Source organism: Streptomyces sp. NPDC050619, from assembly GCF_040654815.1.
Taxonomy (GTDB): domain Bacteria; phylum Actinomycetota; class Actinomycetes; order Streptomycetales; family Streptomycetaceae; genus Streptomyces.
In genome coordinates, this window is record NZ_JBFAIR010000002.1 from 82706 (window position 1) to 101198 (window position 18493).

General features: G+C 72.1%; 15 protein-coding genes and 1 pseudogene. 11 read left to right on the top strand and 5 right to left on the bottom strand.

What is annotated here, in order from left to right:
- Nucleotides 1-78 precede the first annotated feature (78 nt).
- Nucleotides 79-906 carry an enoyl-CoA hydratase family protein gene (locus tag AB0I77_RS03550; RefSeq protein ID WP_363280650.1) on the top strand — a complete coding sequence of 276 codons (828 nt, stop codon included), beginning with the start codon at nucleotides 79-81 and terminating at the stop codon, nucleotides 904-906.
- A gap of 2 nt (nucleotides 907-908) precedes the next feature.
- Nucleotides 909-3254 carry a bifunctional salicylyl-CoA 5-hydroxylase/oxidoreductase gene (locus AB0I77_RS03555; protein ID WP_363280651.1) on the top strand — a complete coding sequence of 782 codons (2346 nt, stop codon included), beginning with the start codon at nucleotides 909-911 and terminating at the stop codon, nucleotides 3252-3254.
- Nucleotides 3255-3293: 39 nt separating this feature from the next.
- Here the strand turns inward: AB0I77_RS03555 and AB0I77_RS03560 are convergent.
- The 3 genes and pseudogenes from AB0I77_RS03560 to AB0I77_RS03570 form a co-directional block, all read right to left on the bottom strand.
- A pseudogene (locus tag AB0I77_RS03560) lies at nucleotides 3294-3404 on the bottom strand (sulfate adenylyltransferase small subunit); the annotation flags it as partial.
- 27 nt (nucleotides 3405-3431) lie between these two features.
- The gene (locus AB0I77_RS03565) at nucleotides 3432-4244 is read right to left on the bottom strand and encodes a PaaX family transcriptional regulator C-terminal domain-containing protein (protein ID WP_363280652.1); all 813 of its coding nucleotides are present in this window, start codon (nucleotides 4242-4244) and stop codon (nucleotides 3432-3434) included.
- On the bottom strand, nucleotides 4241-5866 hold the full coding sequence (locus AB0I77_RS03570; protein ID WP_363280653.1) for an AMP-binding protein: 1626 nt from the start codon (nucleotides 5864-5866) through the stop codon (nucleotides 4241-4243). The genes AB0I77_RS03565 and AB0I77_RS03570 overlap by 4 nt, the downstream gene beginning before the upstream one ends.
- 150 nt (nucleotides 5867-6016) lie before the next feature.
- Here AB0I77_RS03570 and AB0I77_RS03575 point away from each other — a divergent pair, with 150 nt between their 5' ends.
- The 3 genes from AB0I77_RS03575 (at nucleotide 6017) to AB0I77_RS03585 (ending at nucleotide 8287) form a co-directional block, all read left to right on the top strand.
- On the top strand, nucleotides 6017-7258 hold the full coding sequence (locus tag AB0I77_RS03575; protein ID WP_363280654.1) for an acyl-CoA dehydrogenase family protein: 1242 nt from the start codon (nucleotides 6017-6019) through the stop codon (nucleotides 7256-7258).
- Nucleotides 7255-7659: a RidA family protein gene (locus AB0I77_RS03580; RefSeq protein WP_363280655.1), complete on the top strand. Its 405-nt coding sequence runs from the start codon at nucleotides 7255-7257 to the stop codon at nucleotides 7657-7659. Before AB0I77_RS03575 ends, AB0I77_RS03580 begins: the two co-directional genes overlap by 4 nt.
- A gap of 184 nt (nucleotides 7660-7843) precedes the next feature.
- Nucleotides 7844-8287 carry a DUF6299 family protein gene (locus tag AB0I77_RS03585; protein WP_363280656.1) on the top strand — a complete coding sequence of 148 codons (444 nt, stop codon included), beginning with the start codon at nucleotides 7844-7846 and terminating at the stop codon, nucleotides 8285-8287.
- 33 nt (nucleotides 8288-8320) lie between these two features.
- On the opposite strand, the gene AB0I77_RS03590 is transcribed toward AB0I77_RS03585, so the two are convergent.
- Nucleotides 8321-8773: an NAD(P)H-dependent oxidoreductase gene (locus AB0I77_RS03590; protein WP_363280657.1), complete on the bottom strand. Its 453-nt coding sequence runs from the start codon at nucleotides 8771-8773 to the stop codon at nucleotides 8321-8323.
- 256 nt (nucleotides 8774-9029) lie between these two features.
- The gene (locus AB0I77_RS03595; RefSeq protein ID WP_363280658.1) at nucleotides 9030-10028 is read right to left on the bottom strand and encodes an AraC family transcriptional regulator; all 999 of its coding nucleotides are present in this window, start codon (nucleotides 10026-10028) and stop codon (nucleotides 9030-9032) included.
- A gap of 82 nt (nucleotides 10029-10110) precedes the next feature.
- On the opposite strand from AB0I77_RS03595, the gene AB0I77_RS03600 reads away from it, so the two are divergent.
- The 6 genes from AB0I77_RS03600 (at nucleotide 10111) to AB0I77_RS03625 (ending at nucleotide 18477) form a co-directional block, all read left to right on the top strand.
- Nucleotides 10111-10944, top strand: coding sequence for an NAD(P)H-binding protein (locus tag AB0I77_RS03600; protein WP_363280659.1), 834 nt, complete (start codon nucleotides 10111-10113; stop codon nucleotides 10942-10944).
- A 443-nt stretch (nucleotides 10945-11387) separates the two neighbouring features.
- The gene (locus tag AB0I77_RS03605; protein WP_363280660.1) at nucleotides 11388-12989 is read left to right on the top strand and encodes an NAD(P)-binding domain-containing protein; all 1602 of its coding nucleotides are present in this window, start codon (nucleotides 11388-11390) and stop codon (nucleotides 12987-12989) included.
- Nucleotides 12986-14131, top strand: a complete 1146-nt coding sequence (locus AB0I77_RS03610) for an alpha-hydroxy acid oxidase (RefSeq protein WP_363280661.1) — start codon at nucleotides 12986-12988, stop codon at nucleotides 14129-14131. Before AB0I77_RS03605 ends, AB0I77_RS03610 begins: the two co-directional genes overlap by 4 nt.
- On the top strand, nucleotides 14128-15531 hold the full coding sequence (locus tag AB0I77_RS03615; protein WP_363280662.1) for a cytochrome P450: 1404 nt from the start codon (nucleotides 14128-14130) through the stop codon (nucleotides 15529-15531). The genes AB0I77_RS03610 and AB0I77_RS03615 overlap by 4 nt, the downstream gene beginning before the upstream one ends.
- Before the next feature lie 13 nt (nucleotides 15532-15544).
- Nucleotides 15545-16819: a cation:proton antiporter gene (locus AB0I77_RS03620; RefSeq protein ID WP_363280663.1), complete on the top strand. Its 1275-nt coding sequence runs from the start codon at nucleotides 15545-15547 to the stop codon at nucleotides 16817-16819.
- Complete coding sequence (locus AB0I77_RS03625) at nucleotides 16816-18477, top strand: thiamine pyrophosphate-dependent enzyme (protein ID WP_363280664.1); 1662 nt, start codon at nucleotides 16816-16818, stop codon at nucleotides 18475-18477. Before AB0I77_RS03620 ends, AB0I77_RS03625 begins: the two co-directional genes overlap by 4 nt.
- The last annotated feature ends 16 nt before the right edge of the window (nucleotides 18478-18493 follow it).

Sequence of the window (18493 nt, forward strand, 5' to 3'; positions counted from 1 at the left end):
GGTGATAACTTCGATAGACAGCGAGAGATAGAGCGCAGTGAGGCAGTGCCCGCCGTCCGTCCGAGGAGGCCGCACCCCATGAGTCCCTTCACCGGCTCCGCCGCCCGCACCCCCGACTGGCGGCATCTTCGGGTCGACCGCACCGACGGCGTCGCCACCGTCACCCTGGCCCGTCCCGACAAGCTCAACGCCCTCACCTTCGGCGCCTACGCCGACCTGCGCGACCTGCTGGCCGAGCTGTCCCGGGAGCGGTCCGTGCGCGCCCTGGTGCTGGCGGGGGAGGGGCGCGGCTTCTGCTCCGGCGGCGACGTGGACGAGATCATCGGCGCCACCCTGTCCATGGATACGGCCGAGCTGCTCGACTTCAACCGGATGACCGGGCAGGTGGTGCGGGCCGTACGGGAGTGCCCGTTCCCGGTGATCGCGGCGGTGCACGGGGTGGCGGCGGGCGCGGGCGCGGTGCTCGCCCTGGCCGCGGACTTCCGCATCGCCGACCCCTCGGCGCGCTTCGCCTTCCTCTTCACCCGCGTCGGCCTGTCCGGCGGCGACATGGGCGCCGCCTACCTCCTGCCCCGGGTCGTGGGCCTCGGCCACGCGACCCGCCTCCTCATGCTGGGCGAACCGGTACGCGCCCCCGAGGCCGAGCGCATCGGCCTGATCAGCGAGCTGACGGAGGAGGGGCGCGCGGACGAGGCCGCACAACAACTGGCCCGCCGCCTGGCCGACGGCCCGGCCCTGGCACACGCCCAGACGAAGGCACTCCTCACGGCGGAACTGGACATGCCCTTGGCAGCGGCAGTGGAACTGGACGCCTCCACCCAGGCCCTCCTTATGAACGGCGAGGACTACGCCGAGTTCCACGAGGCGTTCAAGGAAAAGCGCCCTCCCAAATGGAGAGGACGGTAACCATGCCAACCTCAGGGGCGCGGGGAACTGCGCGACCAGCCCCCACCGGCCCGCAGCCGCCCGAGACGACCAGCCACCCCGAACGCATCGCGATCATCGGCGGAGGTCCCGGCGGCCTCTACGCTGCGGCGTTGCTGAAACGCCTCGCCCCCTCCCGCGAAGTCACCGTTTGGGAACGCAACGCCCCCAACGACACCTTCGGCTTCGGAGTAGTCCTCTCCGACGAAACCCTCGGCGGCATAGAACACGCCGACCCCGTCGTCTACGAGGCCCTCCAGCAACACTTCACCCGCTGGGACACCATAGACATCGTCCACCGAGGCACCCACCACACCTCCACAGGACACGGCTTCGCCGCCCTGGGCAGGAAACGCCTCCTGCAAATCCTGCACGAACGCTGCCGCGCCCTCGGCGTAGAACTCCGCTTCCGTACCGAGGCCCCGCACACCGACCTCCTGGCACGGACACACGACCTCGTCATCGCCGCCGACGGAGTCAACAGCACCACCCGCGAGGCCTACGCCCACGTGTTCCGACCCCACACGACCACCCACCGCTGCCGCTACATCTGGCTCGCCGCGGACTTCCCCTTCGACGCCTTCCGCTTCGAGATCGCCGAGACCGACCACGGCGTGATGCAGCTGCACGGCTACCCCTACGCGTCCGACGCCTCCACCGTCATCATCGAGATGCGCGAGGAGGTCTGGCGGGCGGCGGGATTCGACGAAGTCGGCCCGCAGGAGTCCGTCGCGCGCTGCGCCAAGATCTTCGCGGACGCGCTGGGCGGGCGGCAGCTCAGATCCAACCATTCGGCCTGGACCACTTTCCGTACGGTGGTCAACGAGCGTTGGTCGCACGGCAACGTCGTTCTCCTCGGCGATGCCGCCCACACCGCCCACTTCTCCATCGGTTCCGGCACCAAGCTGGCCGTCGAGGACGCCCTCGCGCTGGCCGCGTGTCTGGAGGAACAGCCCTCGCTTCAGAGCGCGTTGAGGGCCTACGAGGAGGAGCGGCGCCCCGTCGTCGCCTCCACCCAGCGCGCCGCCCGCGCCAGCCTGGAGTGGTTCGAGAACCTCGCGCTCTACCTCGACCAGCCGCCCCGCCAGTTCGCCTTCAACCTGCTCACCCGCAGCCGCCGCGTCACCCACGACAACCTGCGCCTGCGCGACGCCCGTTTCACCGAGTCCGTGGAGCGCGCGATCGGCTGCCCGCCCGGCACACCCCCGATGTTCACTCCGTTCCGGCTGCGCGGTCTGACCCTGCGCAACCGGGTCGTCGTCTCGCCCATGGACATGTACTCGGCCACCGACGGCCTCCCCGGCGACTTCCACCTCGTCCACCTGGGCGCACGGGCGCTCGGCGGCGCCGGACTGGTGATGACCGAGATGGTGTGCGTGAGCGAGGAGGGCCGGATCACCCCCGGCTGCACCGGTCTCTACACCGGCAAACAGGCCGAGGCCTGGAAACGGATCACCGCCTTCGTGCACACGCGGGCGCCCGGCACCGCGATCGGCGTGCAGCTCGGCCACAGCGGGCGCAAGGGCTCGACCAGGCTGATGTGGGAGGGCATGGACGAGCCGCTGGAGGACGGCAACTGGCCGCTCGTGGCCGCGTCCCCGATCCCCTACAAGCCCTGCGGCCAGACCCCGCGCCAGCTCTCTCGGGCCCAACTCACCGACATCCGCGAGCAGTTCACCTCCGCCGCCTGGCGCGCCGCCCGAGCGGGCTTCGACCTCCTCGAACTGCACTGCGCCCACGGCTACTTGCTCTCCGGCTTTCTCTCCCCGCTGACCAACCTCCGTACGGACGCGTACGGCGGCTCGCTCGAGAAGCGGCTCCGCTTCCCGCTGGAGGTCTTCGACGCCGTCCGGCGTGTGTGGCCGGAGGAGAAACCCATGACCGTCCGGATCTCCGCCACCGACTGGGCCGAGGGCGGGAACACGGCCGAGGACGCCGTCGCGATCGCCCGCGCCTTCGCCGCGCACGGCGCCGACGCGATCGACGTGTCGACCGGGCAGGTCGTGGCCGAGGAGCGACCGGAGTTCGGACGGTCGTACCAGACGCCGTTCGCCGACCGGATCCGGCACGAGGTGGGCCTCCCGGTGATCGCGGTCGGCGCGATCTCTTCCTGGGACGACGTCAACTCGCTGATCCTGGCAGGCCGTACGGACCTGTGCGCGCTCGCCCGGCCCCATCTCTACGACCCGCACTGGACCTTGCACGCGGCGGCCGAGCAGGGGTACGACGGGCCGGGCGTCGTCTGGCCGGCGCCGTACCGGGCGGGCAGCCGCCGTCCGCAGACCGGACGGACGGATGCCCCGAAACCCCGGCTCAGCTTGGGGAGTTGAGCTCGTCTCGAGAGGGGGTGCCGATCGTGCTGGCCATGGTCAGAAGTACCCCTCGCGCTTGCGGTCTTCCGTCGCGGCCTCGGACATCTTGTCGTCGGCGCGGGTGGCGCCGCGCTCGGTGAGCCGGGAGGCGGCGATCTCGGCGATCAGTCTGAGTGACTCAGGATGTGGGTGAGATCACACGCCCGCGAATGCCGCCCCCGCGTCCCGCAGCCGCTCGTGCAGCTCCCGGAACACCGCGGCCGAGCGGGCACCCGGCCAGTCCTCGGGGAGCAGACGGGCGGGCAGTCCCGGGTCGGCGTAGGGGAGATGGCGCCAGGAGTCCAGGGCGAGGAGGTAGTCGCGGTAGGCCTCCTCGGGCGGGGGGTCCGCGCGCCGCTGCCAGTCGTGCAGCACGCGCGCGTGGCGGTCGAGGAACGCCTCGTGCTCCTTGGCGATCGCGGCCAGGTCCCACCAGCGGGCGACCGCGTCCACCGTCGGCGCGAAGCCGAGGTGCTCCCCGCGGAAGAAGTCGACGTACGGATCCAGCCGCAGCCGCCGAAGGGTGTGCCGGGCCTCCTCGTGCAGTCGCGCCGGGGCGATCCACACGCCGGGCGCCGCCGTACCGAAGCCGAGACCGGCCAGGCGCGAGCGCAGCACGTGCCGTTTCTGCCGCTCGGACTCCGGCACGGAGAACACGGCGAGCACCCAGCCCTCGTCCGCCTCGGGTGCCGTGCCGTAGATGCGCCGGTCGCCGTCGTCGAGCAACTGACGGGCGTCCGGCGACAGTTCGTACCCGGCGGCGCCCTCGGCCGTGCGGGCCGGCACGAGCAGCCCGCGCCGTTTGAGCCGGGACACCGAGGAGCGTACGGAGGGGGCGTCCACGCCGACCGCGGCCAGTAGCCGGATCAGTTCGGCGACGGGCACCGCGCCGGGGGCGTAGCGGCCGTACGCGCCGTAGAGCGTGACGATGAGAGACCGTGGTGCATGCTGGTCGGACACGTTGATCATCTTAGGTCGTCGGCATCGCTGCTGGTCACCATCGGTGTCGCCGCGGCGCGCAACCTGAATCTCTGCAACTTGCCGGTCGCCGTGCGCGGCAGGGCGTCCAGGAAGACGATCTCGCGCGGGCATTTGTAGGGTGCCAGTTCGGACTTGACGAAGGCGCGCAGGGCCTCGGCGTCCCGCCGCGCGCCCTCCCTGAGGACGGCGAAGGCCACGACCACCTGCCCGCGCGCCTCGTCGGGCCGCCCCACGACCGCCGCCTCCCGTACGTCCGGGTGGCGCAGCAAGGCGTCCTCGACCTCCGGTCCGGCGATGTTGTACCCGGCCGAGATGATCATGTCGTCGGCGCGGGCGACGTAGCGGAAGTAGCCGTCGGGCTCGCGGACGTAGGTGTCTCCGGTGACGTTCCAGCCGTCGCGCACGTACTCCCGCTGCCGCGGGTCGGCGAGGTAGCGGCAGCCGACCGGACCGCACACGGCCAGCAGCCCGGGCTCGCCGTCGGGCACGGGTTCGCCGTTCTCGTCCTGCACGCGCGCGTGCCACCCCGGTACGGGAACCCCCGTCGTTCCGGGCCTGATGTGCTCGTCGGCCGCGGAGATGAAGATGTGCAGCAGTTCCGTGGCGCCGATGCCGTTGATGATGCGCAGGCCCGTGCGCTCGTGCCAGGCCTGCCAGGTGGCTGCGGGCAGGTTCTCGCCGGCGGAGACGCAGCGGCGCAGGGAGGAGATGTCGTACGCGTCGACTTCGTCGAGCATCGCGCGGTAGGCGGTCGGCGCGGTGAACAGGACCGAGACGCGGTGCTCGGCGATCGCGGGCAACAGCTGCTTGGGGCCCGCCTGTTCGAGGAGCAGGGTGGAGGCGCCGGCCCGCATCGGGAAGATCACCAGCCCGCCGAGCCCGAAGGTGAAGCCGAGGGGAGGACTGCCGGTGAAGAGGTCGTCGGGGTGTGGCCTGAGCACATGGTGCGAGAAGGTGTCGGCTATCGCCAGCACATCCCGGTGGAAGTGCATACAGCCCTTGGGACGGCCGGTGGTGCCCGAGGTGAACGCGATCAGCGCGACATCGTCGGCCGCGGTGTCGACGGCGGTGTACGGCTCCTCGGGCGCGGTCCGGTTCAGCAGGTCGTCCGGGGCGTCACCGCCGTACACCGTGATCCGCAGCCCCGGTATCTCGGCCTTGGCGAGGTCGTCGACGGTCCGGATGTCGCACAGGGCGTGCCGCACCTCGGCGATCTCGCACATCGTGCTCAGCTCGTGCGGACGCTGCTGGGCCAGCACGGTGACGGCGACCGCGCCCGCCTTCAGCACCGCCAGCCAGCAGGCGGCCAGCCACGGGGTGGTGGGGCCGCGCAACAGGACGCGGTTGCCGGGGCGGACGCCGAGGTCGCGGGTGAGCAGGTGCGCGAGGCGGTCCACGCGGGCGCGCAGATCGCCGTACGTCCAAGGAGGGCCGGCGGCGGGTGTGCGGAAGACCGGGCGGTCGTCCGGAGGGCCGGTGAGCAGCTCGGCGGCGCAGTTCAGCCGATCGGGGTAACGCAGCTGAGGCAGGTCGAAGCGGAGCTGGGGCCACTGGTCGGGGGGCGGGAGGTGGTCGCGCGCGAAGGTGTCGACGTGGGCCGAGACGTTCATGGCGGTTCGCCCCCTTGTGTGGGTGGGCGGCGTTGTGGGTCCGCTCAACGAGCGTATCGTGTTGGTGACGACAGTCAACGGTGCGCGATATCGTCGGAGGGGTGAACCCGCGCGGCTGCGGGGAGAGCGGCTGTGGGGAGAGAGGACGCAATGACCGCATTCTCGCTCGAACCGGCACAAATCGCCTGGTGTGCGGAGCTGCGCACCCTGGCCGAGGAACGACTGCGCCCGCTCGCGGAAAAGGGCGAACCGGGCCGCGTCAACCGCCCGCTCGTCGCGGAACTCGGCCAACTCGGCCTGCTCTCCCGCCTGTTCACCTCCGGCGCGCTCGACCTCTGCCTGATGCGGGAGTCCCTCGCGTACGCCTGCACCGAGGCGGAGACCGCCCTCGCCCTCCAGGGCCTGGGGGCCCACCCGGTCCACGCCCACGGCACGCCGGCCCAGCGCGACCGCTGGCTGCCCCGGGTGGCCGAGGGCACCGCGGTGGCCGCGTTCGCTCTGAGCGAACCGGGGGCGGGATCGGACGCGGCGGCGCTGTCCCTGACCGCCCGGCCCGACGGCTCGTCCGGCGCCGAGCCGCAGGCTGAGTCGCGGGCCGAGCCGCACGCCGAGCCGCACGCCGAGCTGCGGGCTGAGTCGGGGGCCGACGTACTCGCCGCCGACGCCGACGGCTCCGCCCGTTGGCGGCTCACCGGTGAGAAGTGCTGGATCTCCAACGCCCCCGAGGCCGACTTCTACACCGTCTTCGCCCGTACCACCCCTGGGGCCGGCGCCCGGGGCGTGACCGCCTTCCTCGTGCCCGCCGACCGTCCCGGCCTGACCGGCGCCGGCATCGACATGCTCTCGCCGCACCCCATCGGCAGCCTCGACTTCGACGCCGTGCCGGTGACGGCCGACGACGTGCTCGGTGAGGTCGACCGGGGCTTCCGGGTCGCCATGGGCACCCTCAACCTCTTCCGGCCCAGCGTCGGCGCCTTCGCGGTCGGAATGGCGCAGGCGGCGCTGGACGCCACGCTCTCGCACTCCTCCCAACGGGAGGCCTTCGGCGGCAAGTTGAGTGACCTTCAGGCCGTCGCCCACCAGGTCGCCGAGATGGCGCTGCGCACGGACGCGGCCCGCCTCATGGTGTACGCGGCGGCGACGGCGTACGACGACGGCGCTCCGGACGTGCCGAAGCGCGCGGCGATGGCGAAGCTGCTCGCCACCGAGACCGCGCAGTACGTCGTCGACGCGGCCGTCCAACTGCACGGCGCCCGCGCCCTGCGCCGTGGCCATCTTCTCGAACACCTCTACCGCGAGGTGCGCGCCCCGCGCGTCTACGAGGGTGCGAGCGAGGTCCAACGCGGCATCATCGCCAAGGAGTTGTACGCGAACCTGGAGGCCTCATCGTGACCGCCGAGCGCGTGAACCCGCCCGGACTCTCCCCGCCCACCGGCTTCTCGCACGCCGTGGTCGCCACCGGCAACCGGATCGTCTTCCTGGCCGGACAGACCGCCCTCGACGCGGACGGCAAGGTCGTCGGGGACACCCTCCCCGCCCAGTTCGAGCAGGCGCTGACGAACCTCCTGACCGCCCTGCGCGCGGCCGGCGGTACCCCCGCCGACCTCGCCCGCGTCACCGTCTACGCCACGGACGTCGCCGCCTACCGCACCCACGCCCCCGAACTCGGCGGTATCTGGCGGAGGTTGGCGGGCCGGGACTATCCGGCGATGGCGGTCGTAGAGGTCGTACGCCTGTGGGACGAACAGGCCGTCGTGGAGCTCGACGGCTTCGCCGTACTGAGCGCCGTCTGACCCGGTGACCCGGTGCCCCGGTGACCCGGAAGTGAACAGCCCTGCTCGGGGTGGGCGGCGTCAGTGCCCGGACGGCCCCCGCTCACGACCTCCGGTGCGGACTCGCCACCGAAGGGGTGACGATCACGGCTGCGGGCGCCCGGGCCCGGTACCAGTGGAAGCCCCCACTCCAGGAGGTCTTCCCATGTCGTTGCGTTCCGCCCTCGGCGCCGCCGCCGGTACCGCTCTGCTCCTGCTGGCCGCCCCGGCTCCGTCCGCGACCGCCGCGCCCGCGCCCGTCGACCCGTCCGAGACTGTGACGATCGACCAGACCGGCCGTATCGCGGCGGACGGCACCGTCACCCTCTCCGGCAGCTATCGCTGCGTCGGCGGCACGGGCCCGGTGTTCGTGAGTTCTTCCGTCAGCCAGGGCTCCTCGTCCGTCCGCCATGGCATCGGCGGCACGCGCGCCGTGTGCGACGGCATGGAGCACCGCTGGGAGAACACGGGCAAGCCGTCACCCATCACGCTCACGCCCGGCACGGCGCACGTCGAGGCCACCGTGATGGAACTCCAGTTCCAGGGCATCCTGCCGCTGCCCCGTTTCCACGCCGCCCAGCGGCAGGACGTCACGCTGACCGAGGGCTGACCGAGGGCCGACCGAAGGCCGACGGGAGGGGCTTCACCGCATCAGCCCCGCCGCGACCGTGGCGCCCAGTTCCCAACACCGCTCGATGTCGGCCTTGTTGGGCTCGCCCGTCACGGTCACGGCCTCGGCCGCGCTTCGCCAGCCGAGGCCCGTCGTGATGGACTCGACGCCCCGCACCGCTCCGGTGACGTCGTTCCCGCCGTGCACGTAGTAGCCGAAGGGACGGCCCTGTGTCTCGTCGAGGCACGGGTAGTACACCTGGTCGAAGAAGTGCTTCAGGGCGCCGGACATGTAGCCGAGGTTCGCCGGGGTGCCGAGCAGGTATCCGTCGGCGGCGAGTACGTCGGACGCCGTGGCGGACAGCGCGGCCCGCCGTACGACGCGGACGCCTTCGATCTCCGGTGCCGTCGCGCCGGCGACGAGGGCCTCGAACATCGCCTGGCAGTTGGGCGAGGGCGTGTGATGCACGATCAGCAAAGTAGCCACGCCAGAACCCTGCCGTGGGGGCCCGCCGGGTCGCAAACGGGGCTGGTGCCGCGGCAGGCAACGTTTGCCCCGTCGCGGCGTTCGGCACGCCCTCTCGCCGCACCGGCCGAAAGGCCAAGTACGTCCAGGCCCTTCGGGCGGACGATGCCTTCCGGCCGGCACTCCCCCAGAGGGGGGACCCCCAGAGCACGCACCGAACGCCGCTCCTTGACGGGCAAACGTTGCCTGCCGCGGCACCAGGCCCTGTCGTCGCGGCTCAGGCGCCCGCCGGCCCCTCGCCCACCGGCCCCTCGCGCACCCGCCCCTCGCCCGCCCGGTACTCGCTCGGGCTGACCCCGTGTTCCCTCTTGAACGCGGCGCTCAGGGCGAAGCCGTTGGCGAAGCCGACGCGGTCGGCCACCGCGGCGAGTGTCGCGTCGGATTCGCGCAGCAGGTCGGCGGCGAGGGCGAGGCGGTGTTGCCGTAGGTAGGTCATCGGCGGCCGGCCCACCAGGGCGGTGAAGCGCCGGGCCAGGTGGGCTCGGGACACGCCGGTCTTCGCGGCCACCGTCGGCAGTGTCCACGGGTGGGCGGGGTCGGCGTGCAGCAGGCGCAGGGCGGGGCCGACGACGGGGTCGCTGTGAGCCCGGTACCAGGCGGGGACGGGGGCTCCGGGACGGGTGAACCAGGCGCGCAGGGCCGTGATCAGCAACAGGTCGAGCGTGCGGTCGAGCAGAATCCGCCGCCCGGGTTCCTCGCGCGCTATCTCCGCGAAGAGGGAAGGGCTGACGGGGCAGTCGCCCAGTTCCGCCCCGATGACGCTCACCGGCGGCAGGGACGTGAGCAGTCGGCCAGGTACCCCGCCGGCCACGGTGTACAGAGCGCTCAGCACTGTGCTGTCCGGCTCCGCCGTGTCCCAGGTGCGCGGGTCCGGGAGCCGCGCGGCGAGCAGTTCCTCGCCCCGCACGGTGGTGCGGCGGCCTCCGGGCCGGATCACGATCTCCGGCTCGGTGACCGGATCGTCCGCGATCACATACGGCGTGCCTCCGGACAGCACCGCGACATCACCCGTACCGAGCCGAACCGGTTCGTCGCCCCGGGGTGTGACGTAGGCGGAGCCGCGCAGGAGGACCGCCAGGGCCAGCGGCGAGCCGTCCTCGAAGCGCACGCCCCAGGATCCGGTCAGGGAGGACTGGTGGAAGACCGCGCCTTCGCCACGGACCCCGTTCAGCAGGTCCGTCAGAGGATCCGTGCTGGTCAGTCCCACTGGATCCATGCCGTTCAGCGTAGACGAACGCGTATGGACGTGAGTCCGTACGGCATGGCCGGAGGCTTTGGCGGCTGGTTCAGTTGGGCGCATGAGCGAAGAGATGATCTTGGTGACCGGTGCTACGGGCAAGACGGGACGCCGTGTGGTGCGGCGGCTGCGGGAGCGGGGCGTGGCGGTCCGCGCGGCGTCCAGGTCCGGTACGCCGTCCTTCGGCTGGACGGACCGCGACACCTGGGCGCCGGCACTGGAGGGAGCGACGGGGCTGTATCTGGTCGCCCCCGACCTCGGCAGCCCGGAGGCGGCACAGACCGTCGCCGCGTTCGCCAGGCAGGCCGCGGCGGCCGGGGCGCGGCGTGCGGTCCTGCTGTCCGTGCCCGACGGCGGCAGGGGCCACGAGCACGTCCTGGCCGCGGAGCGGGCGCTGGAGCACGCGGGCCTGGACTGGACGGTGCTGCGGCCGCGGTGGTTCTTCCAGAACTTCAGCGAGGACTTCCTGCTCGACCCCGTGCTCGGCGGCGAGGTGCGGCTGCCGGCCGGGGACGGCAAGGAGGCGTTCATCGATGCCGAGGACATCGCGGAGGTGGCCGTGGCCGCGCTCACGGAGGACGGGCACGCCGGGTGGCACTACGAACTCAGCGGCCCGAGGCTGATGACCTTCGGCGACGCGGTCGCGGAGATCGCCCGCGCCACCGGCCGCGACATCCGGTACGTGCCGCTGACCTCGGAGGAGTACGCGCGGGAGCAGCGCGCCCAGGGCGTGCCCGAGGAGTGGGTGCAGCTGTCAGTCGGCCTCTACGAGTACGTCCGTTCCGGCGGCCTCGCCTCGCTCAGCGACGGCGTTCAGCGCTCGTTGGGCCGGCCGCCCCGGGACTTCTCCGACTATGCCGAGGCCGCTGCCCGACAGGGCGTCTGGAACGTGTGACCGGCCCGCGTCTACGGGTGCGTCCTGCGGGGCGCACCTGTCGAATCCCTGTCATCGCCGGAGGCCCTGTTGCCCATGGGCTCCACTCGTCACTACCGTGTTCGTTGAGATTTCACAGAGAAATCCATGGAAGGGTCTGTCATGCCCCTGCCAGATCGCGCGGATGTGCCGTTCCCCGCTGCCACTGCGACCGCCCCCCGAACCGCTCCCCCTCCCGCACGGCCCGCCCGTAACGGTTGACCGGTCGGCACTGGTTCGGCCGTAACGGCTGACCGGCCGACACCGTTTCGGCCGTCGCCTGTCGGCGGGCGCGCACTCCCCGGCCCGGATCCTCGCGCCCCGACCCCTGCCGCCCGCCGGGGCACTCAGCCGCACCCTCCCCTTCCTCGCGCACCCCCCACCAGCTTCGGGCCCGTCCTCGCCCGCGGCAGAAGGAGAGATCAGTGAACTCCCCGCAGAACTCCAGGCACGGCGAGCTCCTCGACTACCTCGTTGTCGGCGGCGGTCCCGCCGGGCTCCAGTTAGGACAGTTGCTCCAGGCCGCCGGGCACGAATACCGGATCCTGGAAAGCGGCCAGGCTCCTGGCACCTTCTTCCGCACCTTCCCCCGCCACCGCAAGCTGATCTCGATCAACAAGGTGCACAACGGCACCGACGACTCCGAGCTGAACCTCCGGATGGACTGGAACTCCCTGCTGTCCCCGGACGACCGGCTGCTGTTCACCCGCTACAGCAAGAGCTACTTCCCGCACGCCGACGACCTGGTGCGGTATCTCGCCGACTTCGCCGAGGCGTTCAAGCTCGACATCGCCTACGACACCCGGGCGGAGCGGATCAGCCGCACGGAAGACGGGTTCACCGTCACCGACCAGCACGGCGAGGAGCACCACGCCCGGCGGCTGGTGATGGCCACCGGGCTGACCCGGCCCCACACCCCCGACATCCCCGGCATCGAGACCGCGGACGACTACGCCGAAGTGTCCGTGGATCCCGAGGACTTCACCGACCAGCGCGTCCTGATCCTCGGCAAGGGCAACTCCGCCCTGGAGACCGCGGACAACCTCGTCGAGACCGCCGCGGTGATCCATGTCGCCGGGCCGCACTCCATACGGATGGCCTGGAACACCCACTACGTCGGGCATCTGCGCGCGGTCAACAACAACTTCCTCGACACCTATCAACTCAAGTCGCAGAACGCGCTGTTGGACGGCGACGTGCTGTCGATCGAGAAGGATCCCGACGGCGGCTACCGCGTCCGCTTCAGCTTCTCCCGGGCCGACGAGGTCGTGAAGGAGCTGCGCTACGACCGGGTCATCGTGTGCACCGGCTTCCGCTTCGACGCCTCGGTCTTCGACCCGGAGTGCCGGCCCGAACTGGTCATCAACGACCGCTTCGCCGCCCTGAGCCCGGCGTACGAGTCGGTGAACGTGCCCGGCCTGTACTTCGCCGGGACCCTGATGCAGCAGCGTGACTTCAAGAAGTCCACCGGCGGCTTCATCCACGGCTTCCGCTACGCCGTGCGCGCCCTCAGCCGCATCCTCGACGAGCGTCACCACGACCGGCCCTGGCCCCATCAGCAGCTGGACGCAGCCCCGTCCGCGCTGGCGGACGCCGTGGTGGCCAGGGTCAACCGCAGCTCCGCGCTGTGGCAGCAGTTCGCCGTGATCGGGGACCTGATCGTCACGGCGCCCGGCGAACCGGCCCGCTACCACGAGGAAGTCCCCGTCGCGTACGCCCCCGGCAGCCAACTCGCCGAGGACAGCGACTACTTCACCATCACCCTGGAGTACGGCCCCGACCACGACAAGGTCGACCCCTTCGACATCACGGTGCGCCGCACCGCCCAGAACTCGGTCGACGACGCCTTCGACGCCGCCTACCTGCACCCGGTGATCCGCCACTACGGCGGCGGCGAACTCCTCGGCACCCACCACGTGGCCGAGAACCTCGAGAACGAGTGGGACCACCCGGAGATTCACCGCGCCCCGCTGGCGGAGTTCTTCGCCCGGGAACTGGATCGTCGGCCGAGCCCCGCGGGGCGGTGAGCGGCGTGCAGCAGTTCACGGTCCACGACTTCGAGACCGCGGCGCGCGCCAAACTGGACCCGGTGTACGCCGACTTCATCGCCGGCGGCGCCCGCGACGAGATCACCGTACGGGCCAACGAGGCGGCCTTCGGGCGCCTTCAGCTGCTGCCCCGGGTGCTGCGCGGCAGCGCCGTACGGGAGCTGGACGTCACCCTGCTCGGCAGCCGGGCGCGGCTTCCGGTCCTGCTCTCCCCGACCGCCTTCCACAAACTGGCCGATCCGGAAGGGGAGTTGGCGACGGCGCGGGCCGCGGCGGCTGCCGGAGCGATCATGATCGTCTCCATGGCGTCCACGGTGGCGGTGGGCGAGATCGCCGACGCGGTCCACGGGGCCGGCGACGACGCACCGCTGTGGTTCCAGCTCTACATCCAGCCCGACCTGGAGATCACCGAGGCCCTGATCCGGCGGGCCACCGACGCCGGATGCACCGCCCTGGTGGTCACCGTCGACTCACCGGTCCTTGGCGCGGGCGAACGCAACCGGCGCAACGGTTTCCACGACCTGCCCCCCGGACTGCGCTGCGAGAACCTGGTGGACCTGCGCGACGGCGAGCGCGGCCACGTACGGCAGATCGCCATGTCCCCGGAGCTGAACTGGGAGCACATCGACTGGCTGCGCGGCGTGACGAACCTGCCGATCCTGCTCAAGGGCGTACTGCACCCCGAGGACGCCCGGCTCGCGGTCCGGCACGGCGTCGACGGGCTGCTGCTGTCCAACCACGGCGGTCGCCAACTCGACACCGTCCCCGCCACCCTGGAACTGCTGCCCGAGATCGTCGCCGCGGTGGCGGGCCGCATCCCGGTCGTGCTGGACGGCGGAGTCCGGCGCGGCACCGACGCGGTCAAGGCCATGGCCCTCGGAGCCGCCGCCGTGGGCATCGGCCGGCCCGTGATGTGGGCGCTGGCCGAGGGCGGCGAGAAGGGCGTACGGCGGCTGCTGGAGCTGCTGCGCGACGAGCTCGACGACACCCTCGCCCTGTGCGGGGCCTCAGCGCTCGCCGACCTGACGCCCGATCTGGTCCGGGTGCCCGCCTGGGGGCCCGCTCCGGCTCCCGTCCGGGCTCCGGGGGCGGACCACCGATTCGGCGGGGTGATCGCGTGAGCCCCACCGGATGGCTGATCACCGGCGCGGCCGTGATCCTGGTCGCCGGTCTGCCGTACTGGCTGCCCAGTGTGGTGATCGCGCTGCGGGTGCGCATCTTCGCCTGGGTCGGCGGCGAGGAGGGCATCCGGGCGCCCGGCCGGGAGGTGCCCGCCGAGGAGTTCAAGAAGGTGTACGGGCATCCGGCGGCCAACGGCCGCAGCCGGGGCGCCGCCCTGTCCGACCTGTTCTGGTACTGGCTGTCGCCCGGCCCGGAGGTGCACCAGGAACACCTGGAGCCCGGCCCGCGCTACGACGACGTGGCCAGGACGACACGGCAGATCCTGGCCGGGCTGTCCCGCGAGCAGTGGACGGAGCTGGTCGGCCGCTGCACCCGGCGGGTGCTCGACGAACTCGACAGCGACGACGTCGACGCGCGCGTGCATGGGGTCAGGCTGCGCGACCTGATGATGCCCGTCTGGGCCGAGGTCTACTACGAGGTGGTCTTCCGGGCCCCCTGCCCGCACCACGTCCGGGACCTGATCACCGGCAACGCGAACGACGTGATCAGCGCTCTGAAGTGCACCGGCCTGCGGCATATGGACCGGCGGGCCCGGCTCACCGCCCACCTGCGGGACCGGCTCGCGCACGATCCGCCGCCCGTGCCGCTGCCGTCCACGCTCTCGAGGCGGGAGCAGGCGTACTACCTCCAGGGAACCTTCTTCAACACGGCCGTGGTGCAGATGTCGGAGGCCATGGCCCACCTCCTGCTGGCCCTCGCCACCCACCGGCCGGTGCAGGACCGCCTGCTGGCCGGCGAGGCCGACCCGGGCTTCCTGGACCGCGTCATCGACGAGACGCTCCAGCACTTCCCGCTCTTCGGTGTGGCCCACCGGATCACCTCCGGGGAGATCCCCCGGGACGGCCGGGACCCTATTCCGGCCGGTTCCGTCCTGCTCTTCAACTACCCCGAATACCAGGGATCCGGCGGGGCCCCCTTCGACCCGGACCGCTGGCTGGATCCGGACACCAAGCCGTCCGCCTACATCCCGTTCGGCGTGACCGCCAACCGCCCCTGCCCGGCGCGCGGTTTCGCCGTCCTCACCATGCGGGTCGCCGCCGAGGAGACGCTACGGCGCTTCCGGCTGGAGTCCTCGGCCGAACACACCCGCTCGCTGCCCAGCCGCGGGCCGTGCCTGCTCGTCCCGCGCACCGGTACGGCGGCCGGGAGCGCGGGCAGTCTGCGGACCCGGCTCGCGGTGATGCGCCTCGCCGACCGCTGGGCCGCGGTCCCGCGCAGCCTCGTCCAGCTCGTCCTGGGCAGCTACATGGTGTGGGACGCCCGGCGCCAGGGGCTGTGCCGCAACCACTTCGCCGCCTCGTCCGGCGGCTCCGCCCCCTCCGTCGCCGCCGGCCGTTGAGAGGAACGAGACCATGACTCCCGTGGAGCTCGCTCCCGCCTTCTTCCTGGCCGTCGTCGTGATTTTGCTGACGTGCCGTCTGGTCGTCCTGATCGCGGGCCGCTTCGGCCAGCCGCCGGTGGTGGGCGAGATGATCGCCGGGGTCCTGCTCGGCCCCTCGCTGTTCGGTCTCCTCGCCCCGGGGATCTCCGCCGAGGTCTTCCCGACGGAACTGAAACCGGTGCTGTACGTGGCCGGACAGATCGGTCTGGTGGCGCTGATGTTCGCCGCCGGATACGAGTTCCGGGCGCACGCCGGTCGCGGGCTGGCCGGCACCGCCGTCGCGGTCTCCTCGGCCGGGGTGGCGATCCCGCTGGCGCTGGGCGTGGGACTGACCGTCGTGGCCCACGGCCATGTCCCCCTCTTCGTCGACGGGGTCTCGGTCTGGGTGACGGCGGCGTTCGTCGGCGTCGCCCTGGCCATCACCGCCTTCCCGATGCTCGCCCGGATCATCACCGAACGGGGGCTGACCGGCTCCCGGTTCGGCTCCCTGTCCATGGCGTCCGGCGCCACCGACGACGCCGTCGCCTGGATCCTGCTCGCGGGGGTGCTGAGCGCGGCCTCCGGCGAGGCGGGCCCCGTCCTGACGGCGGTCGGCGGCTCCCTGCTGTTCGTGGCCGTCCTGTTCCTGCTGGGACGCCGCCTGCTGGCATGGATCGTGAACCGGCCGGGCCTGAGCGACGACACCCGGCTGCTGTTCACCGTCGCCGTGCTGTTCTGCGCCGCCTGGTTCACCGACATCATCGACCTGTACGCCGTGTTCGGGGCGTTCTGCGTCGGGATGGCCATGCCGCGCGGCGAGGGCTCCGAACGGCTGGTGCGGACCACCCAGTCCGTGACCCAGGTCGTGTTCGTCCCGATGTTCTTCACCTACTCGGGCCTGAACACGCGGTTCGACGTGTTCTCCGACCCGTCCGTGATGGCGTTCGGGGCGGCGGCCGTCGTCCTGGCGGTGGCCGGCAAGTTCGGCGGCTGCTGGGCCGCAGCCCGGCTGCGCGGCGAACCCGGCCCGGTGGCCGTCCGGGTCGGCGCGCTGATGAACGCCCGCGGGCTGATGCAGCTGATCGCGCTGAACATCGGGCTGGCGGCCGGCATCGTCAGCGAGGAGTTGTTCGCCGCGCTGGTCCTCGTCGCCCTGGTCACCACGATCATGACGGTCCCGCTGCTGAGCTGGCTGGACCGCCGGGACGCCGGGGCGCGGCCGGCCCAGGAGCCGCACGCGGATCAGAAGGAGGCGGTGGCGACGTGAAGCTGAGCGGAGCCCAGGCGCTGGTCGCCCAGCTGGAACGGGAGGGCGTACGCCACGTCTTCGGCGTGCCGGGCGTCCAGCTCGACCACGTACTCGACGCCCTGGCCCGGTCCAGGGCCGCCGGAGGGCCGATCGAGTACATCGCGGCCCGGCACGAGCAGGGCGCGGCCCACATGGCGGAGGCGTACGCACGCACCACCGGACGACCCGGCGTCTGCCTGGTGGTCCCCGGCCCCGGCGTGCTCAACGCCCTGCCCGCCGTGGCCACCGGGTACGCGTGCTCCTCGCCGATGCTGTGCGTGGCGGCCGACATCCCCTCTCCGCTGGCCGGCCGGGGCCTGGGCATGCTGCACGAACTGCCCGACCAGGACGGCGTCCTGGCCTCGGTCACCAAGTGGTCGGCGCGGGCCGAGACCGCCGGCCACATCCCCGGACTCGTACGGGAGGCGATACGGCACGCACGCTCCGGCCGCCCGCGACCGGTGGGCCTGACGATCCCGGCGGATGTGCTGACCGCGCGGGCGCAGACGGATCTCAAGGACGAGGATGCGGGCGATGAGCCCGGCGCGCCCGAGGGCCCGGAACAGGAAACGCTCGCCGCGATTGCCCCCGTACTACGAGACGCCCGCCGGCCCGTGATCTACGCCGGCGGGGGAGTGCTCGCCGCACGGGCCGGCGCCGCCCTGACCGCTTTGGCCGAGGAGCTGTCCGCCCCGGTCGTCATGAGCCGCAACGCGGGCGGCGCCGTCCCGGCGCACCACCCGCTCGCCTTCCCCAGCCTCGCCGCACCCCGGCTGCTGCCCTCCGCGGACGTGGTACTGGTCGTCGGCAGCCGTTTCGTGACCCCACGGGGTACGGCCGTCCCGACCGCCCCCGAAGCGACCGTCGCCCTGGTCAACGCGGACCCGGCCGACCTGGGGCCGCCCCGCCGGGCCGAGTTCACGCTGTGCGCGGACGCCCGGACGGTGTTGGAGGAACTGCTGGCCGCTCTCCCGGACAGCACATCAACAGGCTCGGGCCGGCCGCCCGGCGAGCTGGCCGACGTACGCGCCTGGTGTGCGCGGAAGGTCGAGAGCGTCGAGCCGCAGTGGTCGTACGTCCGCGCCCTGCGCGAGGCGATCCCGGACGACGGCTTCCTGGTCAACGAACTGACCCAGGTGGGCTATCTGGCCGCGGTCGGCTACCCCGTCCACCAACCGGGAACCTTCCTCACCCCCGGCTACCAGGGCACCCTCGGCTACGGCTACCCGTCGGCGCTGGGCGTCAAGGTGGGGAACCCGGACCGGGCCGTCGTCTCCATCAACGGCGACGGCGGGTTCTGCTGGAACATGCAGGAACTGGCGACCGCCCGCAAGTACGGCATCGGGGTGACCGCGGTGGTCTTCAACGACAACGCCTACGGCAACGTCCGGCGCATCCAGGCCGACGAGTTCGAGGGCCGGTTCATCGGCAGCGACCTGGCCAGCCCCGACTTCGTACGGCTTGCGGAGTCGTTCTCGGTGCCCGCCGTCCGGGCCGAGACCCCGGCCCGGCTCGCCGGGGCCCTCAAGGAGTGCCTCAGCGAACCGGGCCCCTCGCTGATCGAGGTACCCGTGACCGAAATGCCCAGCGTGTGGCCGCTGTTGCTCGGCGGCTCACCCGGCTCGGTCCGGGACTGACCGGGCGGGACGGCGG

Bases quoted from the DNA above. Each gene is read 5' to 3' on its own strand.
- AB0I77_RS03550 (WP_363280650.1), top strand. From the start codon at position 79: ATGAGTCCCTTCACCGGCTCCGCCGCCCGCACCCCCGACTGGCGGCAT.
- AB0I77_RS03555 (WP_363280651.1), top strand. From the start codon at position 909: ATGCCAACCTCAGGGGCGCGGGGAACTGCGCGACCAGCCCCCACCGGC.
- AB0I77_RS03565 (WP_363280652.1), bottom strand. From the start codon at position 4,244: ATGATCAACGTGTCCGACCAGCATGCACCACGGTCTCTCATCGTCACG.
- AB0I77_RS03570 (WP_363280653.1), bottom strand. From the start codon at position 5,866: ATGAACGTCTCGGCCCACGTCGACACCTTCGCGCGCGACCACCTCCCG.
- AB0I77_RS03575 (WP_363280654.1), top strand. From the start codon at position 6,017: ATGACCGCATTCTCGCTCGAACCGGCACAAATCGCCTGGTGTGCGGAG.
- AB0I77_RS03585 (WP_363280656.1), top strand. From the start codon at position 7,844: ATGTCGTTGCGTTCCGCCCTCGGCGCCGCCGCCGGTACCGCTCTGCTC.
- AB0I77_RS03595 (WP_363280658.1), bottom strand. From the start codon at position 10,028: ATGGATCCAGTGGGACTGACCAGCACGGATCCTCTGACGGACCTGCTG.
- AB0I77_RS03600 (WP_363280659.1), top strand. From the start codon at position 10,111: ATGAGCGAAGAGATGATCTTGGTGACCGGTGCTACGGGCAAGACGGGA.
- AB0I77_RS03620 (WP_363280663.1), top strand. From the start codon at position 15,545: ATGACTCCCGTGGAGCTCGCTCCCGCCTTCTTCCTGGCCGTCGTCGTG.